This is a genomic window from Pradoshia sp. Z5_111 (genome assembly GCF_058267535.1).
Window position 1 is genome coordinate 22,124 of record NZ_JBZCPQ010000006.1, and the last position, 23,837, is coordinate 45,960.

The 23,837-nt window shown below is 39.0% G+C and carries 26 protein-coding genes, 2 riboswitches and 1 other annotated feature; of the genes, 15 read left to right on the forward strand and 11 right to left on the reverse strand.

Annotated elements, in window-relative coordinates; genetic code table 11:
- Window positions 1-17: 17 nt before the first annotated feature.
- Window positions 18-251 carry a membrane protein insertion efficiency factor YidD gene (gene yidD / locus AC4D4A_RS13315; protein ID WP_490996347.1) on the reverse strand — a complete coding sequence of 78 codons (234 nt, stop codon included), beginning with the start codon at window positions 249-251 and terminating at the stop codon, window positions 18-20.
- 136 nt (window positions 252-387) lie between these two features.
- Between yidD and AC4D4A_RS13320 the strand changes: the two genes are divergently transcribed.
- Window positions 388-861 carry an S-ribosylhomocysteine lyase gene (locus AC4D4A_RS13320; RefSeq protein ID WP_490996348.1) on the forward strand — a complete coding sequence of 158 codons (474 nt, stop codon included), beginning with the start codon at window positions 388-390 and terminating at the stop codon, window positions 859-861.
- Between the two features lie 43 nt (window positions 862-904).
- On the opposite strand, the gene ytzI is transcribed toward AC4D4A_RS13320, so the two are convergent.
- A complete protein-coding gene (gene ytzI / locus AC4D4A_RS13325; RefSeq protein WP_490996349.1) occupies window positions 905-1,078 on the reverse strand; it encodes a YtzI protein in 174 nt (57 codons plus the stop codon).
- A gap of 155 nt (window positions 1,079-1,233) precedes the next feature.
- Window positions 1,234-1,476 carry a DUF6154 family protein gene (locus tag AC4D4A_RS13330; protein ID WP_066109196.1) on the reverse strand — a complete coding sequence of 81 codons (243 nt, stop codon included), beginning with the start codon at window positions 1,474-1,476 and terminating at the stop codon, window positions 1,234-1,236.
- Between the two features lie 245 nt (window positions 1,477-1,721).
- On the opposite strand from AC4D4A_RS13330, the gene ytkD reads away from it, so the two are divergent.
- Window positions 1,722-2,198: an RNA deprotection pyrophosphohydrolase gene (gene ytkD / locus AC4D4A_RS13335; protein ID WP_490996350.1), complete on the forward strand. Its 477-nt coding sequence runs from the start codon at window positions 1,722-1,724 to the stop codon at window positions 2,196-2,198.
- Here ytkD and AC4D4A_RS13340 read toward each other — a convergent pair.
- From AC4D4A_RS13340 to AC4D4A_RS13350, 3 genes are read right to left on the reverse strand one after another with little or no spacing between them, the layout of a single operon-like run.
- On the reverse strand, window positions 2,190-3,005 hold the full coding sequence (locus AC4D4A_RS13340) for an ABC transporter permease (protein WP_490996351.1): 816 nt from the start codon (window positions 3,003-3,005) through the stop codon (window positions 2,190-2,192). The two genes, ytkD and AC4D4A_RS13340, sit on opposite strands and share 9 nt — an antisense overlap.
- A complete protein-coding gene (locus tag AC4D4A_RS13345; RefSeq protein ID WP_490996352.1) occupies window positions 2,995-3,762 on the reverse strand; it encodes an ABC transporter ATP-binding protein in 768 nt (255 codons plus the stop codon). The genes AC4D4A_RS13340 and AC4D4A_RS13345 overlap by 11 nt, the downstream gene beginning before the upstream one ends.
- A 20-nt stretch (window positions 3,763-3,782) precedes the next feature.
- Window positions 3,783-4,757, reverse strand: coding sequence for an ABC transporter substrate-binding protein (locus AC4D4A_RS13350; RefSeq protein WP_490996531.1), 975 nt, complete (start codon window positions 4,755-4,757; stop codon window positions 3,783-3,785).
- Window positions 4,758-4,902: 145 nt separating this feature from the next.
- On the opposite strand from AC4D4A_RS13350, the gene AC4D4A_RS13355 reads away from it, so the two are divergent.
- Entirely contained in the window at window positions 4,903-5,730 is an 828-nt protein-coding gene (locus tag AC4D4A_RS13355; RefSeq protein ID WP_490996353.1) for an alpha/beta hydrolase family protein, read from the forward strand.
- Window positions 5,731-5,748: 18 nt separating this feature from the next.
- Complete coding sequence (locus AC4D4A_RS13360) at window positions 5,749-5,991, forward strand: DUF2584 domain-containing protein (protein ID WP_490996354.1); 243 nt, start codon at window positions 5,749-5,751, stop codon at window positions 5,989-5,991.
- Between the two features lie 138 nt (window positions 5,992-6,129).
- Here AC4D4A_RS13360 and pckA read toward each other — a convergent pair whose 3' ends face one another.
- Window positions 6,130-7,719, reverse strand: a complete 1,590-nt coding sequence (pckA, locus tag AC4D4A_RS13365; protein WP_490996355.1) for a phosphoenolpyruvate carboxykinase (ATP) — start codon at window positions 7,717-7,719, stop codon at window positions 6,130-6,132.
- Between the two features lie 378 nt (window positions 7,720-8,097).
- A riboswitch (SAM riboswitch) is annotated at window positions 8,098-8,225 on the forward strand.
- A 133-nt stretch (window positions 8,226-8,358) separates the two neighbouring features.
- Between pckA and metK the strand changes: the two genes are divergently transcribed.
- Together metK and asnB are read left to right on the forward strand one after the other, a co-directional pair.
- A complete protein-coding gene (metK, locus tag AC4D4A_RS13370; RefSeq protein ID WP_490996356.1) occupies window positions 8,359-9,558 on the forward strand; it encodes a methionine adenosyltransferase in 1,200 nt (399 codons plus the stop codon).
- Window positions 9,559-9,755: 197 nt separating this feature from the next.
- Entirely contained in the window at window positions 9,756-11,651 is a 1,896-nt protein-coding gene (asnB, locus tag AC4D4A_RS13375) for an asparagine synthase (glutamine-hydrolyzing) (RefSeq protein ID WP_490996357.1), read from the forward strand.
- Here the strand turns inward: asnB and AC4D4A_RS13380 are convergent.
- Together AC4D4A_RS13380 and AC4D4A_RS13385 are read right to left on the reverse strand one after the other, a co-directional pair.
- A complete protein-coding gene (locus AC4D4A_RS13380) occupies window positions 11,648-12,499 on the reverse strand; it encodes a C39 family peptidase (protein ID WP_490996358.1) in 852 nt (283 codons plus the stop codon). The genes asnB and AC4D4A_RS13380 overlap by 4 nt on opposite strands.
- A 103-nt stretch (window positions 12,500-12,602) precedes the next feature.
- A complete protein-coding gene (locus AC4D4A_RS13385) occupies window positions 12,603-13,133 on the reverse strand; it encodes a gamma carbonic anhydrase (protein ID WP_066109168.1) in 531 nt (176 codons plus the stop codon).
- Window positions 13,134-13,243: 110 nt separating this feature from the next.
- Here AC4D4A_RS13385 and AC4D4A_RS13390 point away from each other — a divergent pair, with 110 nt between their 5' ends.
- The 5 genes from AC4D4A_RS13390 (at window position 13,244) to AC4D4A_RS13410 (ending at window position 18,390) form a co-directional block, all read left to right on the forward strand.
- Window positions 13,244-14,047, forward strand: coding sequence for an alpha/beta hydrolase (locus tag AC4D4A_RS13390; RefSeq protein WP_066109165.1), 804 nt, complete (start codon window positions 13,244-13,246; stop codon window positions 14,045-14,047).
- Window positions 14,048-14,069: 22 nt separating this feature from the next.
- Window positions 14,070-15,152, forward strand: coding sequence for a tetraprenyl-beta-curcumene synthase family protein (locus AC4D4A_RS13395; protein ID WP_490996359.1), 1,083 nt, complete (start codon window positions 14,070-14,072; stop codon window positions 15,150-15,152).
- Window positions 15,153-15,179: 27 nt separating this feature from the next.
- The gene (locus AC4D4A_RS13400) at window positions 15,180-16,181 is read left to right on the forward strand and encodes an LLM class flavin-dependent oxidoreductase (protein ID WP_490996360.1); all 1,002 of its coding nucleotides are present in this window, start codon (window positions 15,180-15,182) and stop codon (window positions 16,179-16,181) included.
- Window positions 16,182-16,229: 48 nt separating this feature from the next.
- A riboswitch (cobalamin riboswitch) is annotated at window positions 16,230-16,374 on the forward strand.
- A 178-nt stretch (window positions 16,375-16,552) separates the two neighbouring features.
- Window positions 16,553-17,605 carry a FecCD family ABC transporter permease gene (locus AC4D4A_RS13405; RefSeq protein WP_490996361.1) on the forward strand — a complete coding sequence of 351 codons (1,053 nt, stop codon included), beginning with the start codon at window positions 16,553-16,555 and terminating at the stop codon, window positions 17,603-17,605.
- Window positions 17,599-18,390: an ABC transporter ATP-binding protein gene (locus AC4D4A_RS13410; protein ID WP_490996362.1), complete on the forward strand. Its 792-nt coding sequence runs from the start codon at window positions 17,599-17,601 to the stop codon at window positions 18,388-18,390. Before AC4D4A_RS13405 ends, AC4D4A_RS13410 begins: the two co-directional genes overlap by 7 nt.
- A gap of 41 nt (window positions 18,391-18,431) precedes the next feature.
- On the opposite strand, the gene mnmM is transcribed toward AC4D4A_RS13410, so the two are convergent.
- Window positions 18,432-18,998, reverse strand: coding sequence for a tRNA 5-(aminomethyl)-2-thiouridylate-methyltransferase MnmM (gene mnmM / locus AC4D4A_RS13415; RefSeq protein WP_490996363.1), 567 nt, complete (start codon window positions 18,996-18,998; stop codon window positions 18,432-18,434).
- Window positions 18,988-19,962: a tRNA modification radical SAM protein MnmL/YtqA gene (gene mnmL, locus AC4D4A_RS13420; protein WP_490996364.1), complete on the reverse strand. Its 975-nt coding sequence runs from the start codon at window positions 19,960-19,962 to the stop codon at window positions 18,988-18,990. Before mnmL ends, mnmM begins: the two co-directional genes overlap by 11 nt.
- 182 nt (window positions 19,963-20,144) lie before the next feature.
- Here mnmL and AC4D4A_RS13425 point away from each other — a divergent pair, with 182 nt between their 5' ends.
- From AC4D4A_RS13425 to leuS, 4 genes are all read left to right on the forward strand, one after another.
- Window positions 20,145-20,408: a YtzC family protein gene (locus AC4D4A_RS13425; protein ID WP_490996365.1), complete on the forward strand. Its 264-nt coding sequence runs from the start codon at window positions 20,145-20,147 to the stop codon at window positions 20,406-20,408.
- A 13-nt stretch (window positions 20,409-20,421) separates the two neighbouring features.
- A complete protein-coding gene (locus AC4D4A_RS13430) occupies window positions 20,422-20,595 on the forward strand; it encodes a glycogen biosynthesis protein GlgD (protein ID WP_490996366.1) in 174 nt (57 codons plus the stop codon).
- 135 nt (window positions 20,596-20,730) lie between these two features.
- Window positions 20,731-20,961, forward strand: a complete 231-nt coding sequence (locus AC4D4A_RS13435) for a hypothetical protein (RefSeq protein ID WP_490996367.1) — start codon at window positions 20,731-20,733, stop codon at window positions 20,959-20,961.
- Between the two features lie 120 nt (window positions 20,962-21,081).
- Window positions 21,082-21,305 (forward strand) — a binding site (T-box leader).
- Window positions 21,306-21,382: 77 nt separating this feature from the next.
- Entirely contained in the window at window positions 21,383-23,794 is a 2,412-nt protein-coding gene (gene leuS, locus AC4D4A_RS13440; protein ID WP_490996368.1) for a leucine--tRNA ligase, read from the forward strand.
- Window positions 23,795-23,837 lie beyond the last annotated feature (43 nt).

Here is a 23,837-nt window from a genome sequence, read left to right on the forward strand (position 1 = left end):
CGGCTTTTTCTTGTAAATCAAGAGTCTTTTTTTTCTTGTTTTTCAGGTACAGGATCAAATCCGCCGGCATGCAGTGGGTGGCATTTAGAAATTCGTTTTATGGTTAGCCAGCTCCCCTTAATTGGTCCGAAACGCTCAATTGCTTCAAGGCCATATTGAGAACATGTTGGATAAAATCTACAACTTGGCGGCTTCATAGGTGAAATAGCTACTTGATAAAAACGGACTAGTTTTAGTAATAATTTTTTCATAATATGAACTTCCTTAATTAAGAATGGTTAGATACAACCATATCATAATGCCTGAAAGGGCAAACTTCAAACTTTAGGGATGAAATATTGATGGAAAAAAGGTAAAATAAGGGATGAGATTAAAGGAGGTTTTATAATGCCATCTGTTGAAAGTTTTGAATTGGACCATAATGCTGTTAAAGCCCCGTATGTTCGTCACTGTGGTGTTCATAAAGTAGGAAACGATGGAGTTGTTAATAAATTCGATATTCGTTTCTGCCAGCCAAATAAACAGGCTATGAAGCCAGATGCGATTCACACTTTAGAGCATCTGTTGGCGTTTAATATCAGGAAATATTCTGAGGGTTATTCTCACTTTGATATCATTGATATTTCACCTATGGGATGCCAAACTGGATTTTATTTAGTGGTCAGCGGTGAGCCGACTGTTGAAGAAATCATAGATGTGCTTGATAAAACGATGAAAGAAGCTGTTGAGATAACTGATATTCCTGCAGCTAACGAAAAACAATGCGGTCAAGCCAAGCTTCATGACCTTGAAGGTGCAAAAAAGTTAATGAGATTTTGGCTGACACAAAGCAAAGAAGATTTAAAACAAGTATTTGCCTAAATAAAATGGAATCCCCTTTTTATCTGGGGATTCTTTTTTTCGCTTATTCATGCGGTTCAGATGTGCGAATCTCATCTTTACCACTCAAATTCTGATTTTGATCTAATGGATCAATAGTGTGCTTGTATTCGTATGCTTTTGTTGTAACAAGTGCAGTAATCCCTATTATAAGGACGATAATAATTGCCCCTATTATAAATATTCCTGTCATCCCCATATGCTTCCCCCTTAGTCTTTATACCTCTATTATACCATTGCTGTTACTTTGAAATGACCCTTATCAACGTATCGGTGCTCGGGGTTTCTGTGGATATAGTTTAACAAATCAAAAAAACCTCCTATTTTTAGAAGGTTTCGCTATGTAATCCTATTTTAATGCAAATATTTTGATACAGGCGGCTGTACATCATCATTTGCAAAGCGCTTTTTAAGGCTATCAATTATGTATATCCCCATTAAATTATATAGCTCCCGATCTTCCAGTTCGTTAATTAATTGCATAACATCTTTACGATCTAGCTGTTCTAAAACGGCTAAAGCCAAAATATCAATATCTTCATCGTCGCCGGTTAATTTATCTCGATACAATTGGTATAATTCATCAATGAAATTCACTGCTAAGAACTCCTTTCGATTTTTAAATCACGATTCATATAGTAATTATTTACCCCAACCTTTATAAATGTACTCTACTTATATTGAAAATATTATTGATTCCATCCTTCTTGGCTATATTTGTTATATTTTTATGAAAGTGTGCTGTAAAAGTAAGCTTCTAATTGATTTATTCCTAATAAATGATATAAGAGTCAGTTTTGCTATAATTGAAAGAAATAATTAAGAGAGAAGTGTAGAGATAGATGGAAATATTTAAGGATATCCATGGAAATGATGTCTATTTTCATGATGTACAAGGTCAGTTTGAAAAAGAAGCTCGTCATGTATTCGTCATATGCCGCTATAAAGAGAAATGGGTTCTTACCAACCATTCGAAAAGAGGGCTTGAATTTCCCGGGGGCAAGGTAGAAAAAAATGAATCCCCTGTTCAGGCCGCCATACGCGAAGTATTTGAAGAGACAGGGGGAGAATTAAAGCAGTTAATTCCCATTGGCGAGTATAAAGTACTTGACCCAGCGGGTTCTTTTATTAAAGCAGTATTTTATGCCGAGCTTACTGCCATCACGAGAAAAGAAGACTATCTGGAAACAGAAGGGCCCGTTTTGCTGTCGGAACTTCCACATGATTTTCAAACGAGCACCCAATACAGTTTCATTATGAAGGATCAGGTTATTTTGATATGTCTGAATAAAGTAAACCGGTTAAAATCCTTATGGTAAGCGGTCGCGGATTAACTTAGCTTCAACAAACTCGACCATTTTATACATAATCGTTGCAAAAACAGCTATAATGAGTAATGCCATTAAGACAAGGGTGAAATTAAACACCTGGAATCCATAAATGATTAGATAGCCAAGCCCCTGTGAAGAAACAAGAAATTCTCCAACTATGACACCAACCCAGGCTAAACCGACATTAACCTTTAGTGTCGATATAATGACTGGAAAGGAATACGGCAGGACAGCTTCCTTGAAGATGTGCATCCGGCGAGCATTAAACGTCTCCATCACCTTTATATAATTGGGATCGATTTCCTTGAAGCTCGTGTAGACGACTATGGTCGTTACGATAACTGAGATAATGATTCCATTGGTGATAATGGATGTTAACCCAGGGCCCATCGCCACAATAATGATGGGTCCAAGGGCAACCTTAGGCATGGCATTGAAAATGACTAAATAGGGATCCAGCACCTTTGAAAGCATTGGAGACCACCACAAGGCAACAGCTAGCAGTGTCCCTAGCAGCGTACCCAAAATAAAGCTTATAACTGTTTCGAATACGGTAAGTCCGAGATGGCTGAGAAGACTGCCATCCTGTATTTTTTCAACCAGCAATTCAATGACTTTAGAAGGTGAACTGAACAGGAGAGGATCTATCCAGTAAAAATGGCTGGCGATTTCCCAGAGAGCGAAAAATAAAACAAATATAACACCCTGATACAGCCATACTTTACGCTGGTTGGTTTTTAATTGGTGGATATAGTTCTTGTGAAGAGTATTAATTTTAAGTTTATTATCCGTCAAGCTGCTCCATCTCCTTCCATATAAGCTGGAACACATCTGAAAAGACTGGATGGTTTCTTGCATCAAATGGGGATAATCCTTTTAACTCGTTTGGAATATCAAATTCTTTATGAATTTTTCCCGGCTTTGGAGAGAGGAGGAAGACACGATCACTCATGGCTACTGCTTCTCCTATATCATGAGTAACTAATATAGCCGTTTTTTTAAACGACTTTAATGTGCTTGATACGATATCCTCGAGCTTTAGCTTGGTTTGTAAATCTAAAGCAGAAAAAGGTTCATCTAAGAGGAGCAGGGTAGGGTTAGTGGCCAAAGTTCTAACTAGGGCAACTCGTTGGCGCATTCCTCCTGATAGCTCCCTTGGAAATTTAGTCAATACATCCTTCAGGCCGATTTCCTCCAATAGTGATATGGTTTGTTCTTCGTGCTTTTGGTCGAGCTGCTTTAACAATTTTAATCCAATCAATATATTTTCTTTAATGGTCTTCCAGGGAAATAAATAATCCTGCTGCAGCATGTATCCGATATCCTGGCGATGGACCAGGACATCCTTCCCGTATAGCTTAACACTTCCTTCGGTTGGCTTAAAAAGACCGGATATAATGGATAGAAGGGTTGTTTTACCACAGCCGCTTGGGCCAAGGAAGGAGATAAATTCTCCCTCCTCAATACTCATTGATATATTCTCTAAAGCAATCGATGCTTGCGATTTAGATAAATAGAGATGAGATACATTCTCTATCGACAATAAAGGCATAATCCCTGCCTCCTTATCTCCTATTTTGAAACTTCTTCAGCAATTTCAGTATTTACGAGTGTTTTATGATCGATGTAGGATTCGATTTCTCCTGCCTCTTTCATGATATCCTGCAGGTTTAACCATTCTTCCTCATCAAGGATTGGATTTAGGGCAAAGGACTCCTGTGACTTGTAACGGTCAATGGCCATTTCAATAATCTCTACGTCTGTATCTTCAAAATATGGGAGAATCGCTTTTGCTACTTCAGCGGAATCTGTTTCTTCAACCCATTTTTGTGCTTTATAAATCGCTTTTGTAAAACGTTTGACGATATCTTCATTTTCCTTCATATAGCTTTCCTTTGCCATGAAGGTGGTATATGGAACATGGCCGGATTCTTTTCCAAAGGAAGCAACGATATGTCCTTTTCCTTCTTTTTCAAAAACACTTGCCTGAGGTTCGAATAGCTGTACATAATCACCTGTTCCTGAAGCAAAGGCGTTGGCAACATTGGCAAAATCAATATTTTGAATTAATTTCAAATCCTTCTGAGGATCAATGCCGTGTTTTTTCAGTACAAACTCTCCAACCATTTGTGGCATACCGCCTTTCCTCTGTCCGAGAAATGTACTGCCTTTTAGCATGTTCCAGTCAAATTCCTCTATTTTTTCTCTGGAAACAAGAAAAGTTCCATCTGTTTGAGTTAATTGGGCAAAATTAATAACAGGATCTCTTGAATTCTGTCCATGAACATAAATAGAAGTTTCTGAGCCAACAAGCACGATATCAGCCCCGCCTGACAGTAGAGTAGTCATTGTCTTATCACCGCCCCATGCAGTCTGCAGGTCTACATCAAGCCCTTCGTCCTTAAAAAATCCTTTGGCCAGGGCGACATATTCAGGGGCATAAAAAATAGAACGTGTGACTTCTGCTACTTTAACTTTTGTCAATTCTTCAGTCGGCTTATTTTCTTTACAGGCCGATAAACTAAAGATGAGCAGAATGGACAGCATACAGAAGAAGCTGGTTTTAAGATAATGTTTCAAGGGAATTTCCTCCTTAGTAGGCAGTATGTATGCCAAAGTGTAGTTAATCGTATTGTATGTATGGTATATATTTGTGTGAATGCCTATAGAACTTTGTAAAGGAGCCCGGATTATGGATGAAGTAAAATCATCGTTAGGTAGTATCGTAGATAGAAGTCGATATCCATCGCCACATCCGGATATAAATCTATATATTGTCACGTATTTATCGAATGGATTAATGGTTAAGGGGCTCTTAGCAGAGCCAAAAAAAGATGAAATACTGGCCGGATTTTTATATTTACGCGGAGGAATTAAAAATGTTGGGAAGGTCCGTCCGGGGCGTATCATTCAATTCGCAAGTCAGGGATTTGTTGTTTTTGCTCCCTTTTATCGTGGCAACCAGGGTGGAGAAGGAGAGGAAGATTTTGCAGGAGAAGATCGTTGGGATGCTATTGCAGGTTTTGAACTTTTAAAACAACATCCAAAGGTTAATCCCAAAAAGGTTCATATCTTTGGATTTTCTCGAGGTGGGATTATGGCACTGTGGACAGCTATATACTGCCAGGACGCTGCTTCACTTGTCACGTGGGGTGGAGTTTCCGATATGGTCCTGACTTACATAGAGAGAATTGATTTAAGAAGAATGCTGAAAAGGGTCATTGGAGGTACGCCAAATAAGGTGCCGGATGAATATAAAGCCCGTACACCCTTGTATGAAATTGAAAAAATACCATGTAACGTTCTAATTATTCATGGTGAGAAGGATAAGAACGTTTCGGTTGAACATGCCAATCTATTAAGAACCAGGCTGCAGGATCTCGGCAAGAGCGTCGATGTGTGGTACCTTAAGGACTATACACATTATTTTCCTCCGAGAATAAATCGGCAAATTGTCTCGGATTTAACGAAATGGATGAAAGAAGCCGCTTCAAATGATACCATTGAAATAAATAAATGAAGCAGGGGAGTGAGAGAATTGGGTATGCCAATGGAATTGAATACTCTTATTGTGACAAAGGCTAATGAAAAAAGGGTTGAGGAAAATCTATTTGTCCTAAAAAAAGAAGGATACCGCTTATATCCAATTGAGATTCCGATTGATATCCGAAAAACTCTGGATGGGGAATCGAGAGGAACGGCGCTGATAAAAAAAGTGGAATGGGAAAATAACTGCACAACCATTACATATGAGTTAATTTCCTTAAATTCCAGTAACTAAATTAAATAGAAACTAAAGAAAACAAACCTTCATCCAGAACTTAATTGGGCGGTGGGTTTGTTTTTAAATTTAGATAAAAATAAAATAGTGCCTCAGGAAGGCCAATTCTTTTTGGCTTCCTAAGACACCGCTAGTTCCTTAAAAGGTAATTGGACCACCTTTAGATTCAATTTCAGAACTAATATTCTTAAATTCCTTGAAATTTTCTCTGAATTTATTTGCAAGCTCATTTGCCTTTTTATAATAGGCTTCTGAATCCTTCCACGTTTTTTGAGGCTGTAAAACTTCATCCGGTACTCCGGGTACATGTAAGGGAATCGCTAAGCCGAATATTCTGTCTTGTACCGTTTCAATATTGGCTAGTTCTCCTTCTAATGCAGCTTGAATCATCAAACGTGTATAAGAAAGCTTCATTCGGCTGCCTGTTCCATATTCTCCTCCAGTCCAACCGGTGTTAACCAGATATACCTGAACTTGATGCTCCTCAATATTTTTGCCAAGCATCTCAGCATATTTTGTTGGATGTAATGGTAAGAACGGTGAACCGAAGCAGGTAGAAAACGTTGCCTGTGGTGAAGTAATTCCGAGTTCAGTTCCTGCCAATTTACTCGTATAACCGCTTAGGAAATGATACATTGCCTGTTCTTTTGTTAACTTGCTGATTGGAGGCAGAACACCAAAAGCATCAGCAGTTAAGAAGATGATGGTATTGGGATGGCCTGCTATACTTGGTGTGACGATATTCTGCATGGCTTCGATTGGGTAAGCTGCCCGGGTATTTTCAGTTAACATTCCATTATCATAGTCAGCAATTCTCGTATCTTCGTCTACAACTACATTCTCTAGTACAGAACCAAAGCGAATGGCATTAAAAATTTGAGGCTCTTTTTCCTCTGTGAGATTGATGCATTTTGCGTAACAGCCGCCTTCAATGTTAAATACCCCATCAGGAGACCAGCCATGTTCGTCATCACCTATTAGGCGGCGATTTGGATCGGCTGATAAAGTAGTCTTTCCAGTACCTGATAGGCCAAAGAAAAGAGCTACATCTCCCTCAAAACCTACATTTGCTGAACAATGCATAGAGAACACATTATTCTCAGGCAGCAGGTAATTCATGATTGAAAAAATGGATTTTTTCATTTCACCTGCATACTCAGTGCCTCCAATTAAGACCACTTTTTTTTCGAATGAAATGATGATAAACGTCTCAGAGTGTGTACCGTCCACAAGAGGGTTTGCTTTAAAACCTGGTGCTGAGATAATAGTAAACTCAGGCGAATGGTTTTCAAGCTCATCTTTAGTGGGGCGGATAAACAACTGATGTACAAATAAATTGTGCCAGGCATATTCATTGATTACTTGTATAGGAAGGCGGTAGTCTGTTGCAGCTCCAGCAAACCCATTAAATACAAATAATTCATCTCGTTTTTCGAGGTAATCGATAACTTTATCATATAATTTAGAAAATGCATCTTCAGATATTGCTTGATTGACGCTTCCCCAGGCTATTTTATCTTTAGTAGCAGCTTCCTCTACAATATATTTATCCTTTGGGGATCTGCCGGTATATTTACCTGTTTCAGCTTTAATAGCTCCAGTAGATGTGAGGATGCCCTCTTTTCTGGTTAATACTTTTTCAACTAGTTGTGGCACTGAAAGCTGAATGTGAATATTATCATGAGTAAGTAATTGTTTCAATTCATTGGAAACTCCTACACTGTTCATAAGGTATCATCCTTTTCCAGAATTTTGGTAAGTATATTATATGGAAATTAGTATAACACATTTAATTGATTTATCCATACTAATTGTGTTAATTTTCAAAACAATTGATTAATATAGTATATAAGAATAATTATTATTATTTTCCATAGTGAAAAAAACAGTGATATTAGTCAACCTTTATGGATAAATAACAATGTATATTTATTTGAATATTCGTAAATTAATTATATCAATATCATAATAGAAATGCGAATCTTAAGGTCGGAATGTGTTTCTTTTAGGAAAGGATGAAGCTTCAGGTCTATCTTAACAATATATTCCTGCTTATTTATTGACAGAAAATGATGGATAAGATATTATATACATTTGATATGGATACTCTTATCAAGACTCGGTGGAGAGACGAGCTCTATGAAGCCGGGGCAACCTGCAGTTTGATTCCTTTAATGGAAATCACGCAAAGGTGCTAACTTGATGCAAGGTTATAATGCCTTGAACGATGAGAGTGAAAGGCCGATTTCTGAGACTCAGACCTTTCCTCTTTTCTTTATAAAGGGGAAAGGTCTTTTTTCGTATAATCAGGAGATAATTAAAGATAATGAGTAGCCATAAACAGGGAAACTGAAGGAGGAAATATACATGTCTAATAAAAGACATTTGTTTACATCAGAATCTGTAACAGAAGGTCATCCGGATAAAATTTGCGATCAGGTTTCTGATGCCATTTTGGATGAAATATTAGCAAAGGATCCAAATGCAAGGGTAGCCTGCGAAACATCTGTTACCACTGGATTAGTTTTAGTAGCGGGAGAAATCACTACTTCTACGTATGTGGATATTCCAAAAATTGTACGTGACACAATCAAAGGGATTGGTTATACTCGTGCAAAATATGGTTTCGATGCAGAAACATGCGCTGTCTTAACCTCTATTGATGAACAATCTGCAGATATCGCCCAAGGTGTAGACCAAGCTTTGGAATCAAGAGAAGGCACGATGTCAGATGAAGAGATTGAAGCAATTGGGGCGGGAGATCAGGGTCTAATGTTCGGTTTTGCCTGCAACGAAACAGAAGAATTAATGCCTCTTCCTATTTCTCTTGCTCACCAATTATCTCGAAAGCTGGCTGAAGTTCGTAAACAAGATGTTCTGCCATACTTGCGTCCTGATGGAAAAACACAAGTCACAGTGGAATATGATGAAAACAAAAATCCGGTTAGAATTGATACAATCGTAATCTCTACTCAACATGACGCGGATACAACACTGGAGCAAATTAAGAAAGACTTAAAAGAACAAGTAATAAAACCGGTTGTTCCAGCTCACCTTATTGATGAACAAACTAAATATTTTATTAACCCAACGGGCCGTTTTGTTATCGGAGGTCCACAAGGGGATGCAGGCTTGACTGGCCGTAAAATTATCGTAGACACGTATGGTGGATATGCACGTCACGGTGGTGGAGCATTCTCTGGTAAAGATGCTACAAAGGTAGACCGTTCTGCTGCCTATGCAGCCAGATATGTAGCTAAAAATATTGTAGCAGCAGGTCTTGCAGATAAAGCAGAAGTTCAGCTGGCTTACGCGATTGGTGTAGCTCAGCCAGTATCTATATCCATTGATACGTTCGGTACAGGTAAAATTGAAGAGGAAAAATTAATTGAATTAGTACGTGCTAACTTTGATCTGCGCCCTGCAGGAATCATAAAAATGCTTGATTTAAGACGTCCGATTTATAAACAAACAGCAGCTTACGGACATTTTGGACGCAATGATTTAGATCTTCCTTGGGAGAAAACGGATAAAGTAGAAGTACTGCGTACGGAAGCTAACATCTAAGATAAACAGCATAAACATTTCTAGAAAGAGGGATAAGCCCTCTTTCTTTTTTTGTCTAAATATGGTAATATTAGGAAACTATGAAATCGGGTATAATGGATCGTATTTTGTCGGGACGCTAGCTTATATCTAAAATCTAATTCTTTGATATTTTTAAATGAAAAACAGTCGAAAGTAAAGGTAGTGAGTGAATAATAATGTGTGGATTTGTAGGATGTATGCATGATCACCAACAAGCGAATCAGGATTCAGAACTAATTAAAAGTATGAATGACTTGATTACGCATAGAGGGCCGGATGACGAGGGGTATTATATAGATGAACATATCCAGCTTGGTTTCAGAAGACTAAGCATCATTGATATTGAATGTGGACATCAGCCCTTAACGTATGAAAATGAACGCTATTGGATTGTTTTTAACGGAGAAATATACAACTACTTGGAATTGAAAGTAGTGCTTGAAAAGGAAGGCATGGCGTTTTCTACAAATTCAGATACTGAAGTAATCCTGGCGGCATTTGTTCAATATGGGGAAAAGGCAGTTGAAATGCTTCGTGGGATGTTTGGGTTTGTGATTTGGGATAAACAGGAGAAATCTGTTTTTGGTGCCCGTGATCCATTTGGGATTAAACCATTTTTTTATAAGGAAGATGGGGATAAGACTTATTTTGCCTCTGAGAAGAAAAGCATTATATACGCTTTAGAAAAACAAGAATTGGATCCTGTTTCTTTGCAACATTATCTTACCTTTCAATTTATTCCAGAACCAGCGACGATGACAAAGAATGTGAAAAAATTATTGCCTGGACATTGCTTTACAAAGAAAATTGGAGAACCTATGGAGATCCGTCAATATTGGAAAGCTGAATTCAAACCTATACTGCGCAGTGAACCAGATTGGATTAAAGAAATTCAAGATGTGATGTATGACAGTATTAACATGCATATGCGCAGTGATGTACCTGTTGGTTCATTTCTTTCCGGTGGAATTGATTCCACAATCATTGCTTCCATTGCTAAAGAAATTCATCCTGGAATTAAAACATTCTCAGTTGGATTTGAACAGAATGGTTTCAGTGAAATTGATGTTGCTAAAGAAACGGCTGACAAGCTTGGGGTAGAAAATATTAGCTATATTATTTCACCGCAGGAATATATGAGGGAACTGCCGAATATCATGTGGCATATGGATGACCCGTTGGCAGATCCCGCTTGTGTGCCTTTATATTTCGTGGCAAGGGAAGCGCAAAAGCATGTAACGGTTGTTCTGTCAGGTGAAGGAGCGGATGAATTATTCGGAGGATACAATATTTACCGTGAGCCTCAATCCTTAGCCATGTTTAATAAAATTCCTGTACTTATGAAAAGAGCGCTAAAAAGAATTGCTGCCATGATGCCTGAAGGTGTAAAAGGCAAGAGTTTTATAGAGCGCGGCTGTACGCCGATTGAAGAACGCTATCTTGGAAATGCCAAGATGTTTATGGAGGAAGAGAAGGGGCAATTATTCAAATTATATAAATCAAAGCTGGATTATACTACAATAACACATCCGTTCTACGCAGAAACACCCGACTATGATGATGTGAGCAGAATGCAGTATATTGATATTCATACATGGCTGCGCGGAGATATATTAGTAAAAGCTGATAAGATGACGATGGCACATTCTCTTGAGCTTCGAGTGCCATTCCTTGATAAAAAAGTATTTGAGGTGGCATCCGGAATTCCAACTGATTTAAAAACTGCTCATGGAACGACCAAATATATACTTAGAAAAGCTGCAGAGGGAATCATTCCTGACCATGTATTAAATCGTAAGAAACTTGGTTTTCCAGTGCCTATCCGTCATTGGTTAAAAAATGAAATGTATGAATGGGCGATTACAATAATAAAAGAAAGCCAAACAGATCATTTGCTGGATAAGCAAGTCATTATGAATCTGTTCAATAATCATGTTACAGGTAAAGCGGACAATAGCCGTAAACTATGGACTGTATTGGTATTTATGATATGGTACTCTGTATATGTCGAAGAAAAATATCCTTTCCAGGCATTAGCTGAAAAGGATATGATAAGTGACCCAATCCATTAATCTTTATAGGTTATAGCCTGTTTTCCCATTTGCACCCACGCTTTTTCAAAATCAGCGGAGGGTGCTTTTTTATTTTTAATTCCTGTTAAGGGATCGTTAAAATAAATATAATCCTGATCATAGCCTGTTACTACGACAGAATGTTCCTTATAAGTAATCGATATTTTCCCATTTGGTGTTTTCCAAGTATGGAAATAGGATGGATCTAATTTTTTATAGGCTGTATTTATAATGACCCAGACTGGTCGATTAGTTGAGAGATATTTTTTGATTTGGTTGAAATTCCCATCGGTAAAATCGATTATTTTGCCAGGCATATAATGCTCAGCAAGTTTTTTTATAGGCTTATGATACACTCCAAGGCCAGGTTTATTAGTTGAATACATATCTCCAATAAATCCATCATTAGGATCACCGTAATGGATTTCACCATTTATTTTTTTTATTTTAGCTGGATTTTTTTTTATTTGCTGGGCAAGTTTTAATTTATCCGCATCCAATCCGGCATATTGAAGAAGCATGGCCAGGCTGGTTACTTCACATCCTCTTGGGAGCTCGGGCAGCTGTTTAACGATCGGCACATCAAGAAGTACTTTATCTTTGGCAGGAGGTTTTGCAGGTCGATTATCATTGGTAATAGAAGTTGTTAATCTTACTGACTTATCAATCATATTATTAATTTGATGAGCAAAGGAGTAATTTGAGTTATAGACCTTCCAGCCTGTAAACAGGAAAGTGCCTATTAAAGAGATAACAATCAAAATAGATAGTGGCTGATATTGACGCCATAGGACCAAAATGATTGAAATGATACTAAATAACATGAAAATCAAAATGAAAGTATTCATAATCCTACTCCTGAAATTGATTTTAAAAAGGTGTATCATTTATAGCTAAATAATAAAGGGAATGGGTATACAATAAAGAGTATACCCTAATGAGGAATGATAATTAGTTATTCTCTTTTAAAGGTTGTATACTTGAATAATAGCGTGCTTTTTCTGCGTATTCCTTATTTATTCTTTCCATGTCTTTACGATCATCATCTGTTAATTCACGAATTACTTTAGCAGGTCTGCCGAAAGCAAGTGTGTTTGGTGGGATTTTTTTACCTTGAGATACTAAACTGCCTGCACCGATGAAGGCACCTTCTCCTATTTCAGCTCCGTCAAGAATAATGGAGCCCATCCCAATCAAAGCATTTTTCTTCACATGGCAACTATGGAGAATGACTTGATGGCCTATCGTTACATTATCTTCCAGCACTAATGGGTTGTTGGGACTTTGATGGAGGACTGAGTTATCTTGAATATTAACATTTTTACCGATAATCACAGGAGCGACATCACCTCTAATGACTGTGTTAAACCAAACACTTGAATTTTCACCGATTGTGACATCACCGCTGATAACTACATGATCGGCTAAATAAGCAGTTTGATCGATGGAAGGAATTTTATCTATATATTGATATAATTTCATTACAAAACCTCCGTTTTCTACTGTAAAATAGATAGTTAATAAAAGTGTACATATAAAGCGGTACAGTGTAAATAAAATAAAGCTAAACATCATACAGGAGGAGTTCATCTATGAAAAAGTGGGAAGCTGAGGGGAAAGCCTATGGTGTAATCGTGATTGTTCACGGCGCCATGGAGCATTCAGGCAGATATAAATGGTTAATTGAAAGATGGCTATCAGAAGGGTATCACGTAATTATTGGAGATTTGCCAGGTCAGGGAATGACTTCACGTGCAAATCGAGGGCATATTGATTCATTTGAGGATTATATTGATGAGGTTGATTCATGGGTGAACGAGGCTTATACATTTGGTTTGCCTGTATTCATGCTAGGTCATAGCATGGGAGGACTCATCATCATTAACATGCTTCAACTTAAGGAATATAATTTAGCGGGTATTATCCTATCTTCACCATGTTTTGGAACATTAATTCACCCTCCAAAATTACTTGAATCCATGTCAAAGGTTTTAAATCTTGTTTATCCTACATATAAAAAACCTTCAGGATTAACTGTTGAAATGGCAACGAGAAATCCAGAAGTTATTGAATTTGATTTGAACGATTCACTCTACATCACAAGTGTATCAGTCAGATGGTATCGTGAATTAATTTCAGCTATGAAGGATGCCTTTGATTTTGATGAGGATTTCCCGGATATTCCTGTTCTTGTTATGCAGGCAGGGGACGACAAAATAGTGGACAAGGCTATGGTTAGAGAATGGTTTAACTACTTTCCGGCATCCGAAAAGCATTATAAAGAATGGCCTAAGCTGTATCATGAAATATTTAATGAGCCAGAGAGAGAAGATGTATTTCTATATGCAAAGAGCTTCATTGAAGCGAGATTGCGCAATATAGGGTATATCGTTTAAGGGGTTAGGAGATGGGACACAAATGAAATTACCCACTAGTGATATCAGCTTAGTAAAGAATGTATACAGAAATGTATTTCCGATTGTTCATCGGGAACTCGCGAGTTGGCAGGCAAAGGCAGAAAAAATCCCAAATGAAGAGCTGCGTACTCAGGCCTTATCCAGTATTGCCCACAAAACTTTCCATTGCGAGGGTGGTTCTATATTAGCTCTCGCAGCAGGTGAAAAAAAAGATGATGTCATTCGATTTATTGTTGCGTATCAAACCATCAGTGATTATCTTGATAATCTATGTGACCGCAGTACCTCACTTGATCCTAATGATTTTACGCTATTGCATCAATCTATGAAGGATGCTCTTAATCCGGAGGCCTTGACGAGAAATTATTATGAACTCAGAGAGGAGCAGGAGGATGGCGGGTATTTAGTCGAGTTGGTAAAAACCTGTCAATCTGTTCTGGCGAATATGGTGCATTACGAACATATCGAGCCTTATTTGAAAAAGCTTTGCACCTTTTATTGTGATTTACAAATACATAAGCATGTTAAATGGGAAGAACGGGTACATAGATTAGAAACCTGGTTCAATGAAAATAAACAGCAGCTTCCAGTAGGTCTGTCATGGTATGAATTCAGTGCTTGCGCAGGATCTACTCTGGGCATTTTTTGCTTAGTTTCATATGCAGTGCGAAAAAATTTCACTCAACATTTGGGAAAAGACATATATGAATCTTATTTTCCTTATGTGCAAGGATTGCATATTATGCTGGACTATTTTATTGATCAGGAGGAGGACCGCCAAGGCGACGATTTAAATTTCTGTTTTTATTACGAAACGGAAGAGCAAATGATTGAAAGACTTTGTTATTTTGTTGAACAAGCCAATTTAGATGTAACAAAAATACCGGATAGCAAGTTCCACAGCATGATTAACCAGGGGTTATTAGGTATTTATTTAGCCGATTCCAAGGTGAAAAATCAGTCGTCGGTTAAGAAATATACTAAAAAAATGCTAAGCCTGGGTGGCCGTTCAGCGTATTTCTTTTATTGGAATAGTAAGCTGTATCATGCGTTTAAGAGGATGAAGAAGAATAGGCGAGTCTAGCATTCAATACTAAGGGGATGGAGCAGAATGGTAAAGTTAAGTATTCTAGACCAGTCACCGCGCTCTGTTGGAGAGCCTTCAGAGCAGGCACTTGCTAATACGGTCAAACTGGCAAAATTGTCTGAGGAGTGGGGATACTCAAGATTTTGGGTCAGCGAGCATCATGATAGTCAAGGCTTGGCAGGATCTTCGCCTGAGATATTGGCAACATGGATTGCTGCTCAAACAGATAAAATAAGAGTTGGAACAGGCGGTGTTATGCTGCCTCATTACAGTGCTTACAAAGTAGCCGAAAACTTCAGAGTATTATCTGGTTTAGCTCCGGGAAGAATAGATTTGGGAATCGGCAGGGCTCCTGGAGGGATGCCAAGAGCAACACGAGCGTTGCAGGAAGGTAGAGTACAGGAACTGCATCGTTTTCCTGATCAGGTAGATGAATTATCCTGGTATCTCTATGATCAAATACCGGAATTGCATCCTCTATATGGGTTATCCGTGACACCTACCATTACGTCTCCGCCGGAATTATGGATGCTTGGATCTAGTTCTTCCAGCGCGGCTCTTGCAGCCCAAAAGGGTATACCCTATAATTTTGCTTTGTTTATTAACAGTGAATATGCTGAAGAAAATATGAAGCATTATCATGAAGCATTTCGACCTACAGAGTTAGTACAGAATCCATCGGGTATGGTTACTGTATTTACGGTTTGTGCGGAATCGGATGAAGAGGCAGAATATCTGGCTGGTTCATTGGATTTATCGATGCTGTTTCTTTCACAGGGAATTATAAGAGAGGGAACACCTCACCCAAAAGAAATTCATGAACTGTCATTATCGCAGTTTGAGAAAGCGCGGATCGATTACAACAGGAGCAAGATGATTATCGGTTCTCCTAAAACGATCGGGGAAAAAATTAGAGAGCTGAGTGAACGCTTCTTTACAAATGAAATTATGCTTGTAACGATCACCCATTCATATGAGGCTAAAGAGAATTCCTTTAGATTAATTGCCGAAGAACTGTTGAAATAATGGTGGATTTGATATTACTCAATCAATCTATTAGAATAAGAATGAAATCTCATAAATCACTTTAAAAGTGCCTCGGTACACGAGGGTAAAAGGGAAAACGGTTCAAATCCGTTGCAGCCCCCGCTACTGTACTTACTAAATCACGATTTGATTTAGTAAAAGCCAGGAAACCTGCTTTTAGAGTTTTAGTACTTATTTTTCGGAGGGAAAAGTAGGCTTATTGTATTCACAGGCGTGAAAAAGTGAATCCTTAGCTCAATACCATCCTGAGCTAAGGATTTTTTATGTGTTGAAGCTGTTTAATCTTGATTTAAAGTGCATGAATAATCCGAGGTTCGCCGTAGGAGTAAAGAGGAATTGAAGTATAAGCTATGAATAATAAAAATAGAACAACCGGTATTTATTTTGGGAGTATCCTGTTTTTGCTGCTCGCTGCGCTGCTCGGTTTGTTTATAGGCAGCGTGGACATGTCATTTAAAGATATTCTTGGAATTCTCTTAAAAAACGTGACCGGCCAGGAATCCTTCTATACCGGTCCAAAAAATATAGAAATGATCATTTGGAATATACGATTACCGAGGGTACTGATCGCTTTATTTGTGGGTGCCGCACTGGCACTTGCCGGTGCTGCCTTTCAGGGACTTTTGCAAAATCCACTATCTGATCCATATACGATCGGAATTTCTTCCGGTGCTTCGGTTGGGGCAGTGATTGTTCTATTCTTTAATATCGAATTTGCTCTTTTTGGTCAGTTCACCTTGCCGCTTGTTGCAATCGTGTTTAGTTTTATTACCTTGTTTATTGTATTTGGCATTACAAAGGCGGCCAGTGTTACCTATGCGAATGAGACCATTATTTTAGCCGGTATAATTATGAATTCATTCATTGGCGCTGTGGTCTCACTTATCATTGCGCTATCCTCAGGGGATCAAATGAGGGAGGTATTAAACTGGCTGATGGGCAGTGTGGCCATGAAAAATTGGGGGCACGTCAGTATATTGATTCCCTTTTTTATTATAGGAGCGTCCATCATTTTATTTCATTATCGTGAACTAAACGGGATGGCTCTTGGAGATCAATCCGCCCAATATAATGGAATCGATGTGAAACGAAAGAAAATAACGATTATTATTGGGGCAGGACTATTAACGGGTGCCGCAGTTGCTGTATCAGGAGCTATTGGCTTTGTTGGACTGGTTATTCCACATCTTGTTCGCCTGATTGCTGGTGCTGACCATCGCCACTTACTGCCGTTATCCATGATTATTGGAGGTGGATATCTCGTATTGGCTGACTTGATTGCACGTACGATTATCAACCCGCAGGAATTACCAATCGGTGTCATTACTGCCTTAATCGGTGCACCGGTATTTACTATCTTACTGATTAAAGAACGGATAAAAAGAAGGAATTTGACATGTTAACTGTAGAGAGCCTCAGTGCAGGCTATCATAAAAATAAGCGAGTGCTTCAGGACTTTTCTATTAAGGTTGAGAGTGGAGATTTTTTTGCTCTTCTGGGTCCAAATGGAAGCGGTAAGACGACATTGATTAAAAGTATATTGGGGAAAATGGAATATAAAGAAGGGACTTCAATTATTAATGGGAAAAGGACCTCATCCTATAAAACCGGAGAATTGGCTAAAATAGCTGCCGTGTTAAGTCAGGAACAGATGGTGGGAATAGATTTTACGGTGGAAGAAATCGTACTCTTAGGCAGATATCCTTATCAGGAAAAGGGATTTTTTAATCATTACCGTAGTGAGGATTACTCAATTGTTGATGAGTGTCTCGCTCAGACAAACACGCTGAAATTTAAATATACATATTTTTCGTCATTAAGCGGCGGGGAAAAGCAACGTGTCCTTTTAGCAAAGGCTTTGGCCCAGCAGCCAAAGCTGCTGTTTCTCGATGAACCTACAAATCATCTGGATGTAAAGCATACAATTGAATTGTTAAATCTATTAAAGAGGCTCCAGCTTCAAAATGGTCTGACGATTGTCGCTATCCTCCATGATTTAAACATGGCAGCTTTATATGCAGATAGATGTGCTTTGCTTAAGGATGGAAGGAAGGTGGCGGAGGGTGGAATAGATTTACTTTATGATGAAACCTTGCTTTCGTCTGTATACGAGGTAGATCTGGTAAGTCGCCCTCATCCTATTACGGGAACACCGCAAATCTTTTTTACTCCTGAAAACTATAAATGATTTTATATAAAAAGTGTGAGCTTCCGTGAGCTCACACTTTTTTAACGTTTTTCGATAGCGATAATAAATGGCGGGTTGTTTTTTTGATTCATAAATCGATATTCCAGCACATGGGCCGTATCCTGTGGAAGCTCTGTAACGAATTTGATTAATTCGTCACGTTCAATATCTCCGCCAGGATGACCGTGATAGATGACAAGAACTATGATGCCTTCAGGCTCCATAATATCGAGTAATGATGTTACAGCCTGAATCGTGGTAGGAGCGGTTGTAATGATTTCTTTATCGCCGCCAGGCAAATAGCCTAAATTAAAGATGGCGCCTGTTACAGGTTTGCCAGATGGGATAAATTCCTGTAAGTGCTCATGACCTGCTTGAATCAGTGTTACCCGCTCCTGAAGCTCATTTGTCATCAGTCTCTCTTCCGTTTTTTGCAAGGCAGATTCCTGAATGTCGAAGCTGTATACATGTCCATCCGGACCAGTTAAATTTGCTAAAAATACGGTGTCATGCCCATTGCCCATCGTACAATCAATAGCTATATCACCAGGTTTAACTGCTTTTTCAAGCAATAGTCTTGCGAAGGGAAGGATACGATCAAGCTTCATTGATGACAGCATCCTTATTTGGTACATAAAATTTACCTTGGTAGCTATTACGACGCTTTAATTCAGCATCAATGGCATTTAATACTTCCCATTTATTAACGCTCCACATTGGTCCAACCATTAGATCAATTGGTCCGTCACCGGTAATACGATGGACAATCATTTCAGGTGGAAGGATCTCCAACTGATCACAGACGAGATTGACATATTCATCTAACGAAAGGAATTCCAACATTCCTTTTTCGTATTGTTTCACCATTGGAGTGCCCTTTAAGAGATGCAAGAGGTGAATTTTAATTCCCTGTACATCTAGTTTAGCAACTTCTTTAGCCGTCTCCATCATCATTTCTGGAGTTTCAAGCGGTAAGCCATTAATGATATGGCTGCAAATGCGTATACCATGTTTCCGAAGCTTGTTTACTCCCTCCACATAGGTTGGATAATCATGTGCACGGTTTATGATATTAGCTGTTTTCTCGTGAACAGTTTGCAGGCCAAGCTCAACCCACAGGTAAGTACGCTCATTTAATTCAGCTAAATATTCTACTACATCATCAGGCAGACAGTCTGGACGAGTGGCAATGGATAATCCGACTACACCTTCCTCGTTTATGACGGTTTCGAATTTTTCCCGTAACACCTCAACGGGCGCATGGGTATTCGTATAAGCTTGGAAGTAGGCCATATACTTGCCGTCCTTCCATTTTTGATGCATTTTTGCTTTTATATCGGCAAATTGTTTTTGCAGATCCTCAACACGATTACCGGCAAAATCACCGGATCCAGCGGCACTGCAAAAAGTACAGCCACCAAAAGCTACCGTGCCATCACGGTTCGGGCAATCAAATCCACCATCAAGAGCTACTTTAAATACCTTGTGACCAAATTGATTGCGGAGATGATAATTCCATGTATGATAACGTTTGTCGTCACTTGCATATTGAAAAGGGTTAACCTGTTTCATTACAAAACCCCCCTGTTTAGATTTCAAGAACATAAACTCCATTCTACCACGCTGATGTATACTTTCCAATTGACTATTATTAGCAGCTATTAAAAATCACTAATCTTTTTATTTCAAAGGGGCATAATGGATAATGGATGAGCTTTTGTAAACCAATCCAATGAAAAAAGGAGAGGGTATCTTTGGCTACACGAAAATCCATGGGTGAGTGTATGGAACGATGTGCTAATGCAATTGAATTCGCAGAAGAGCAATATAAGGAGTCTGCAAAACAGGAGCATTACAATGAAGCAGGATATACCGAGGCATTGGTCAGATTGGAAAACTCATTTAATGAGTTAGAGGCAATGGATCACAGTGCAAATGATCAACAGCGTGATATGTTGAACCGTATGAAAATACAGGTTCAGGATATTCAGCATGCAATGGTTGTGCGCAGACGCTAAGGGGGTATTCACTATGCGAAAACGTTCTAAACATAATAATCCGGAACAAAAGACTCGTAATGGCATTAATAATCAAGATATCGAGGCCGGTGAAGATCAAGATATTATAAAGAGGGCTAAAAAGATGAACGAAGCATCTGGAGGCCAACAAACTAAAGCAACAGTTCATCCAAAGCAATATAAATAAAACAGCAGGCACAGTCTATATGGCTGTGCTTGTTGGTTTTATTTGTATAGAGAGGTGAGTGATGGTGGGGATGATACGGCGGAATCCAGCTGAATCGATGTGTAATTCAACCAGATAAAGGAGTCGTTCAGTAAAATGAGAGGAATCCGGCCGGATCAGTGTGGAATCCAGCCAATCGACAAGGAAATAGAGCCGAATAGGCAAGTAATCCAGCCGGATTTAGGAAAGATTCAGCCAGAAGAAGGAGTTATTCAGCAAGATGAGAGGAAACCAGCCGAATCGGTGTGGAATCCAGCCAATCGACAAGGAATAGAGCCGGATATGCACATAATCCAGCCCCAGTTTCCCCCTACCAATCACACATAAATTATTATAAAACCTGTATAATGGAAGCTAAATTTGTCAATGATTGAAAAAACAGTCTAAATTGACTTGAACTTTTTAGCTGATTTACATACAATGAATGTATATATTTTTTGGATAACATGAATAACTTTGAGAGGGATCAGTAGTAATGTTTGTTCTTTTTAGAGAGTTGACGGTCGCTGCAAGTCAACAGGACACATTATGAACTCACCCTGGAGTTGCAAGCCTGAACTAAGAGTAAGGGTTGCCGTACATCTGCGTTAAAGAGTCGAGCCGGATGCATATTTACTGCATCAATCAGGGTGGTACCGCGGGAAGTTAATAACAAGCCTCTCGTCCCTACTTATTAGGGATGAGTGGCTTTTTTTATTGTTTCAAGCTTTTAAGCACAGCAATTTTGAACCATGTAGGAGGAATTAGGATGAGTTTCAATCATGTAGAGATTGAAAAGAAATGGCAATCTTATTGGGAAGAACACAAAACATTCAAAACGACTGATCATGTAGGGAAGCGTAAATTTTACGCTTTGGATATGTTTCCTTATCCATCAGGAGCTGGCCTTCATGTAGGGCATCCTGAAGGATATACAGCAACAGATATTCTATCTCGCATGAAACGTATGCAGGGATATAATGTCCTTCATCCAATTGGCTGGGATGCATTTGGATTGCCTGCCGAGCAATATGCTCTTGATACAGGAAATGATCCGGAAGAGTTTACAGCTAAAAATATCGGTACATTCACGCGTCAGATTAAATCACTTGGGTTCTCCTATGACTGGGACAGGGAAATCAATACCACAGATCCAGAGTACTATAAATGGACGCAGTGGATTTTCTTGAAGCTATATGAAAAAGGACTTGCCTATATGGCTGAAATACCGGTTAACTGGTGCCCGGCACTGGGAACAGTTTTGGCCAACGAAGAAGTTATCGATGGGAAAAGTGAGCGAGGCGGACATCCGGTTATCCGTAAGCCTATGCGCCAATGGATTTTGAAAATCACGGCTTATGCAGATCGTTTGATTGAGGATCTGGATGAATTGGATTGGCCTGAAAGCATTAAGGATATGCAGCGTAACTGGATCGGCCGCTCTGAGGGCGCATCTGTAACCTTCAAGATTAAAGGTACGGAAGAATCCTACACGGTATTCACAACACGTCCAGACACCTTGTTCGGGGCAACATATTCTGTCTTGTCACCAGAGCATCCACTTGTGGATAAAATTACAACAGCAGAGCAAAAAGAAGCAGTTGAAGCGTATAAAAAGGAAATTCAATCTAAGAGCGATCTTGAGAGAACAGAGCTTTCTAAAGAGAAAACAGGTGTATTCACAGGAGCATATGCAATCAACCCAGCAAATGGGGAAGAGATTCCAATCTGGATCGCTGATTATGTATTGATGAGCTATGGTACAGGTGCCATTATGGCAGTTCCGGCTCATGATGAACGTGACTATGAATTCGCTAAGAAATTTGATTTGCCAATCCGTGAAGTTGTAGCTGGCGGGAATATTGAAAAAGAAGCTTATGCAGGAGAAGGAGAACATGTAAACTCTGAATTCTTGAATGGCTTGAATAAAGAAGAAGCAATTAGCAAAATGATTGAATGGCTTGAAGAACAAGGAATTGGTGAGAAGAAAGTAACTTATCGTCTACGTGATTGGAACTTTTCTCGTCAGCGTTATTGGGGAGAGCCTATCCCAATTATTCATTGGGAAGACGGTACTATGTCAGCTGTACCTGAATCTGAGCTCCCGCTTATGCTTCCGAAAACAACCGAAATTAAACCATCCGGCACAGGTGAATCTCCTCTTGCCAACATTGAAGAGTGGGTAAATGTAGTAGATGAGAACGGCCGTAAAGGAAGACGCGAGACAAATACAATGCCTCAATGGGCGGGCAGCTGCTGGTACTTCCTGCGCTATATCGATCCGAAAAATCCAAATGCAATCGCTGATCCTGAAAAGCTTAAGCATTGGATGCCTGTAGATACGTATATTGGCGGAGCAGAGCATGCTGTACTTCACTTGCTTTATGCAAGATTCTGGTACAAATTCTTGTATGATATTGGTGTTGTTCCAACAAAGGAACCTTTCCAAAAGCTATTTAACCAAGGAATGATACTTGGGGAAAATAACGAAAAAATGAGTAAATCCAAAGGGAATGTAGTAAATCCGGATGATATCGTAGAAAGCCATGGTGCGGATACACTTCGTCTATATGAAATGTTCATGGGACCGCTTGATGCATCCATTGCCTGGTCTGCAAATGGACTTGATGGTTCCAGACGTTTCCTTGACCGTGTTTGGAGATTGTTTATCACCGATGACGGTACAGTAAATGATAAAATCACTGAATCGAACGATACTCGTCTTGAGAAGATTTATCATCAAACGGTTAAAAAGGTAACAGAGGATCTGGAGGCACTTCACTTTAATACAGCTATTTCTCAAATGATGGTGTTTATTAATGAAGCGTATAAAGCAGAAATCCTTCCAATTCAATATATGGAAGGCTTTGTGAAGCTATTGTCACCTATTTGCCCTCATATTACTGAAGAACTTTGGAGCAGACTTGGCAACAATGAAACACTTGCCTATGCTTCATGGCCTGCGTATGATGAGTCCAAATTGGTTGATGATGAAATTGAAATTGTTATTCAAATAAACGGTAAAATGAGAGCAAAACTTCAGGTGCCTGCTGGCATTACGAAAGAAGAAATGGAAAAAATCGTAATGGAGAACGGAAAGGTACAAGAGCAAATCGACGGTAAAACAATCCGTAAGGTAATTGCTGTTCCAGGAAAATTAGTAAATATCGTTGCAAACTAACAAGTGCGGCCGTCTTACGATTAATAAACGTAAGACGGCTTTT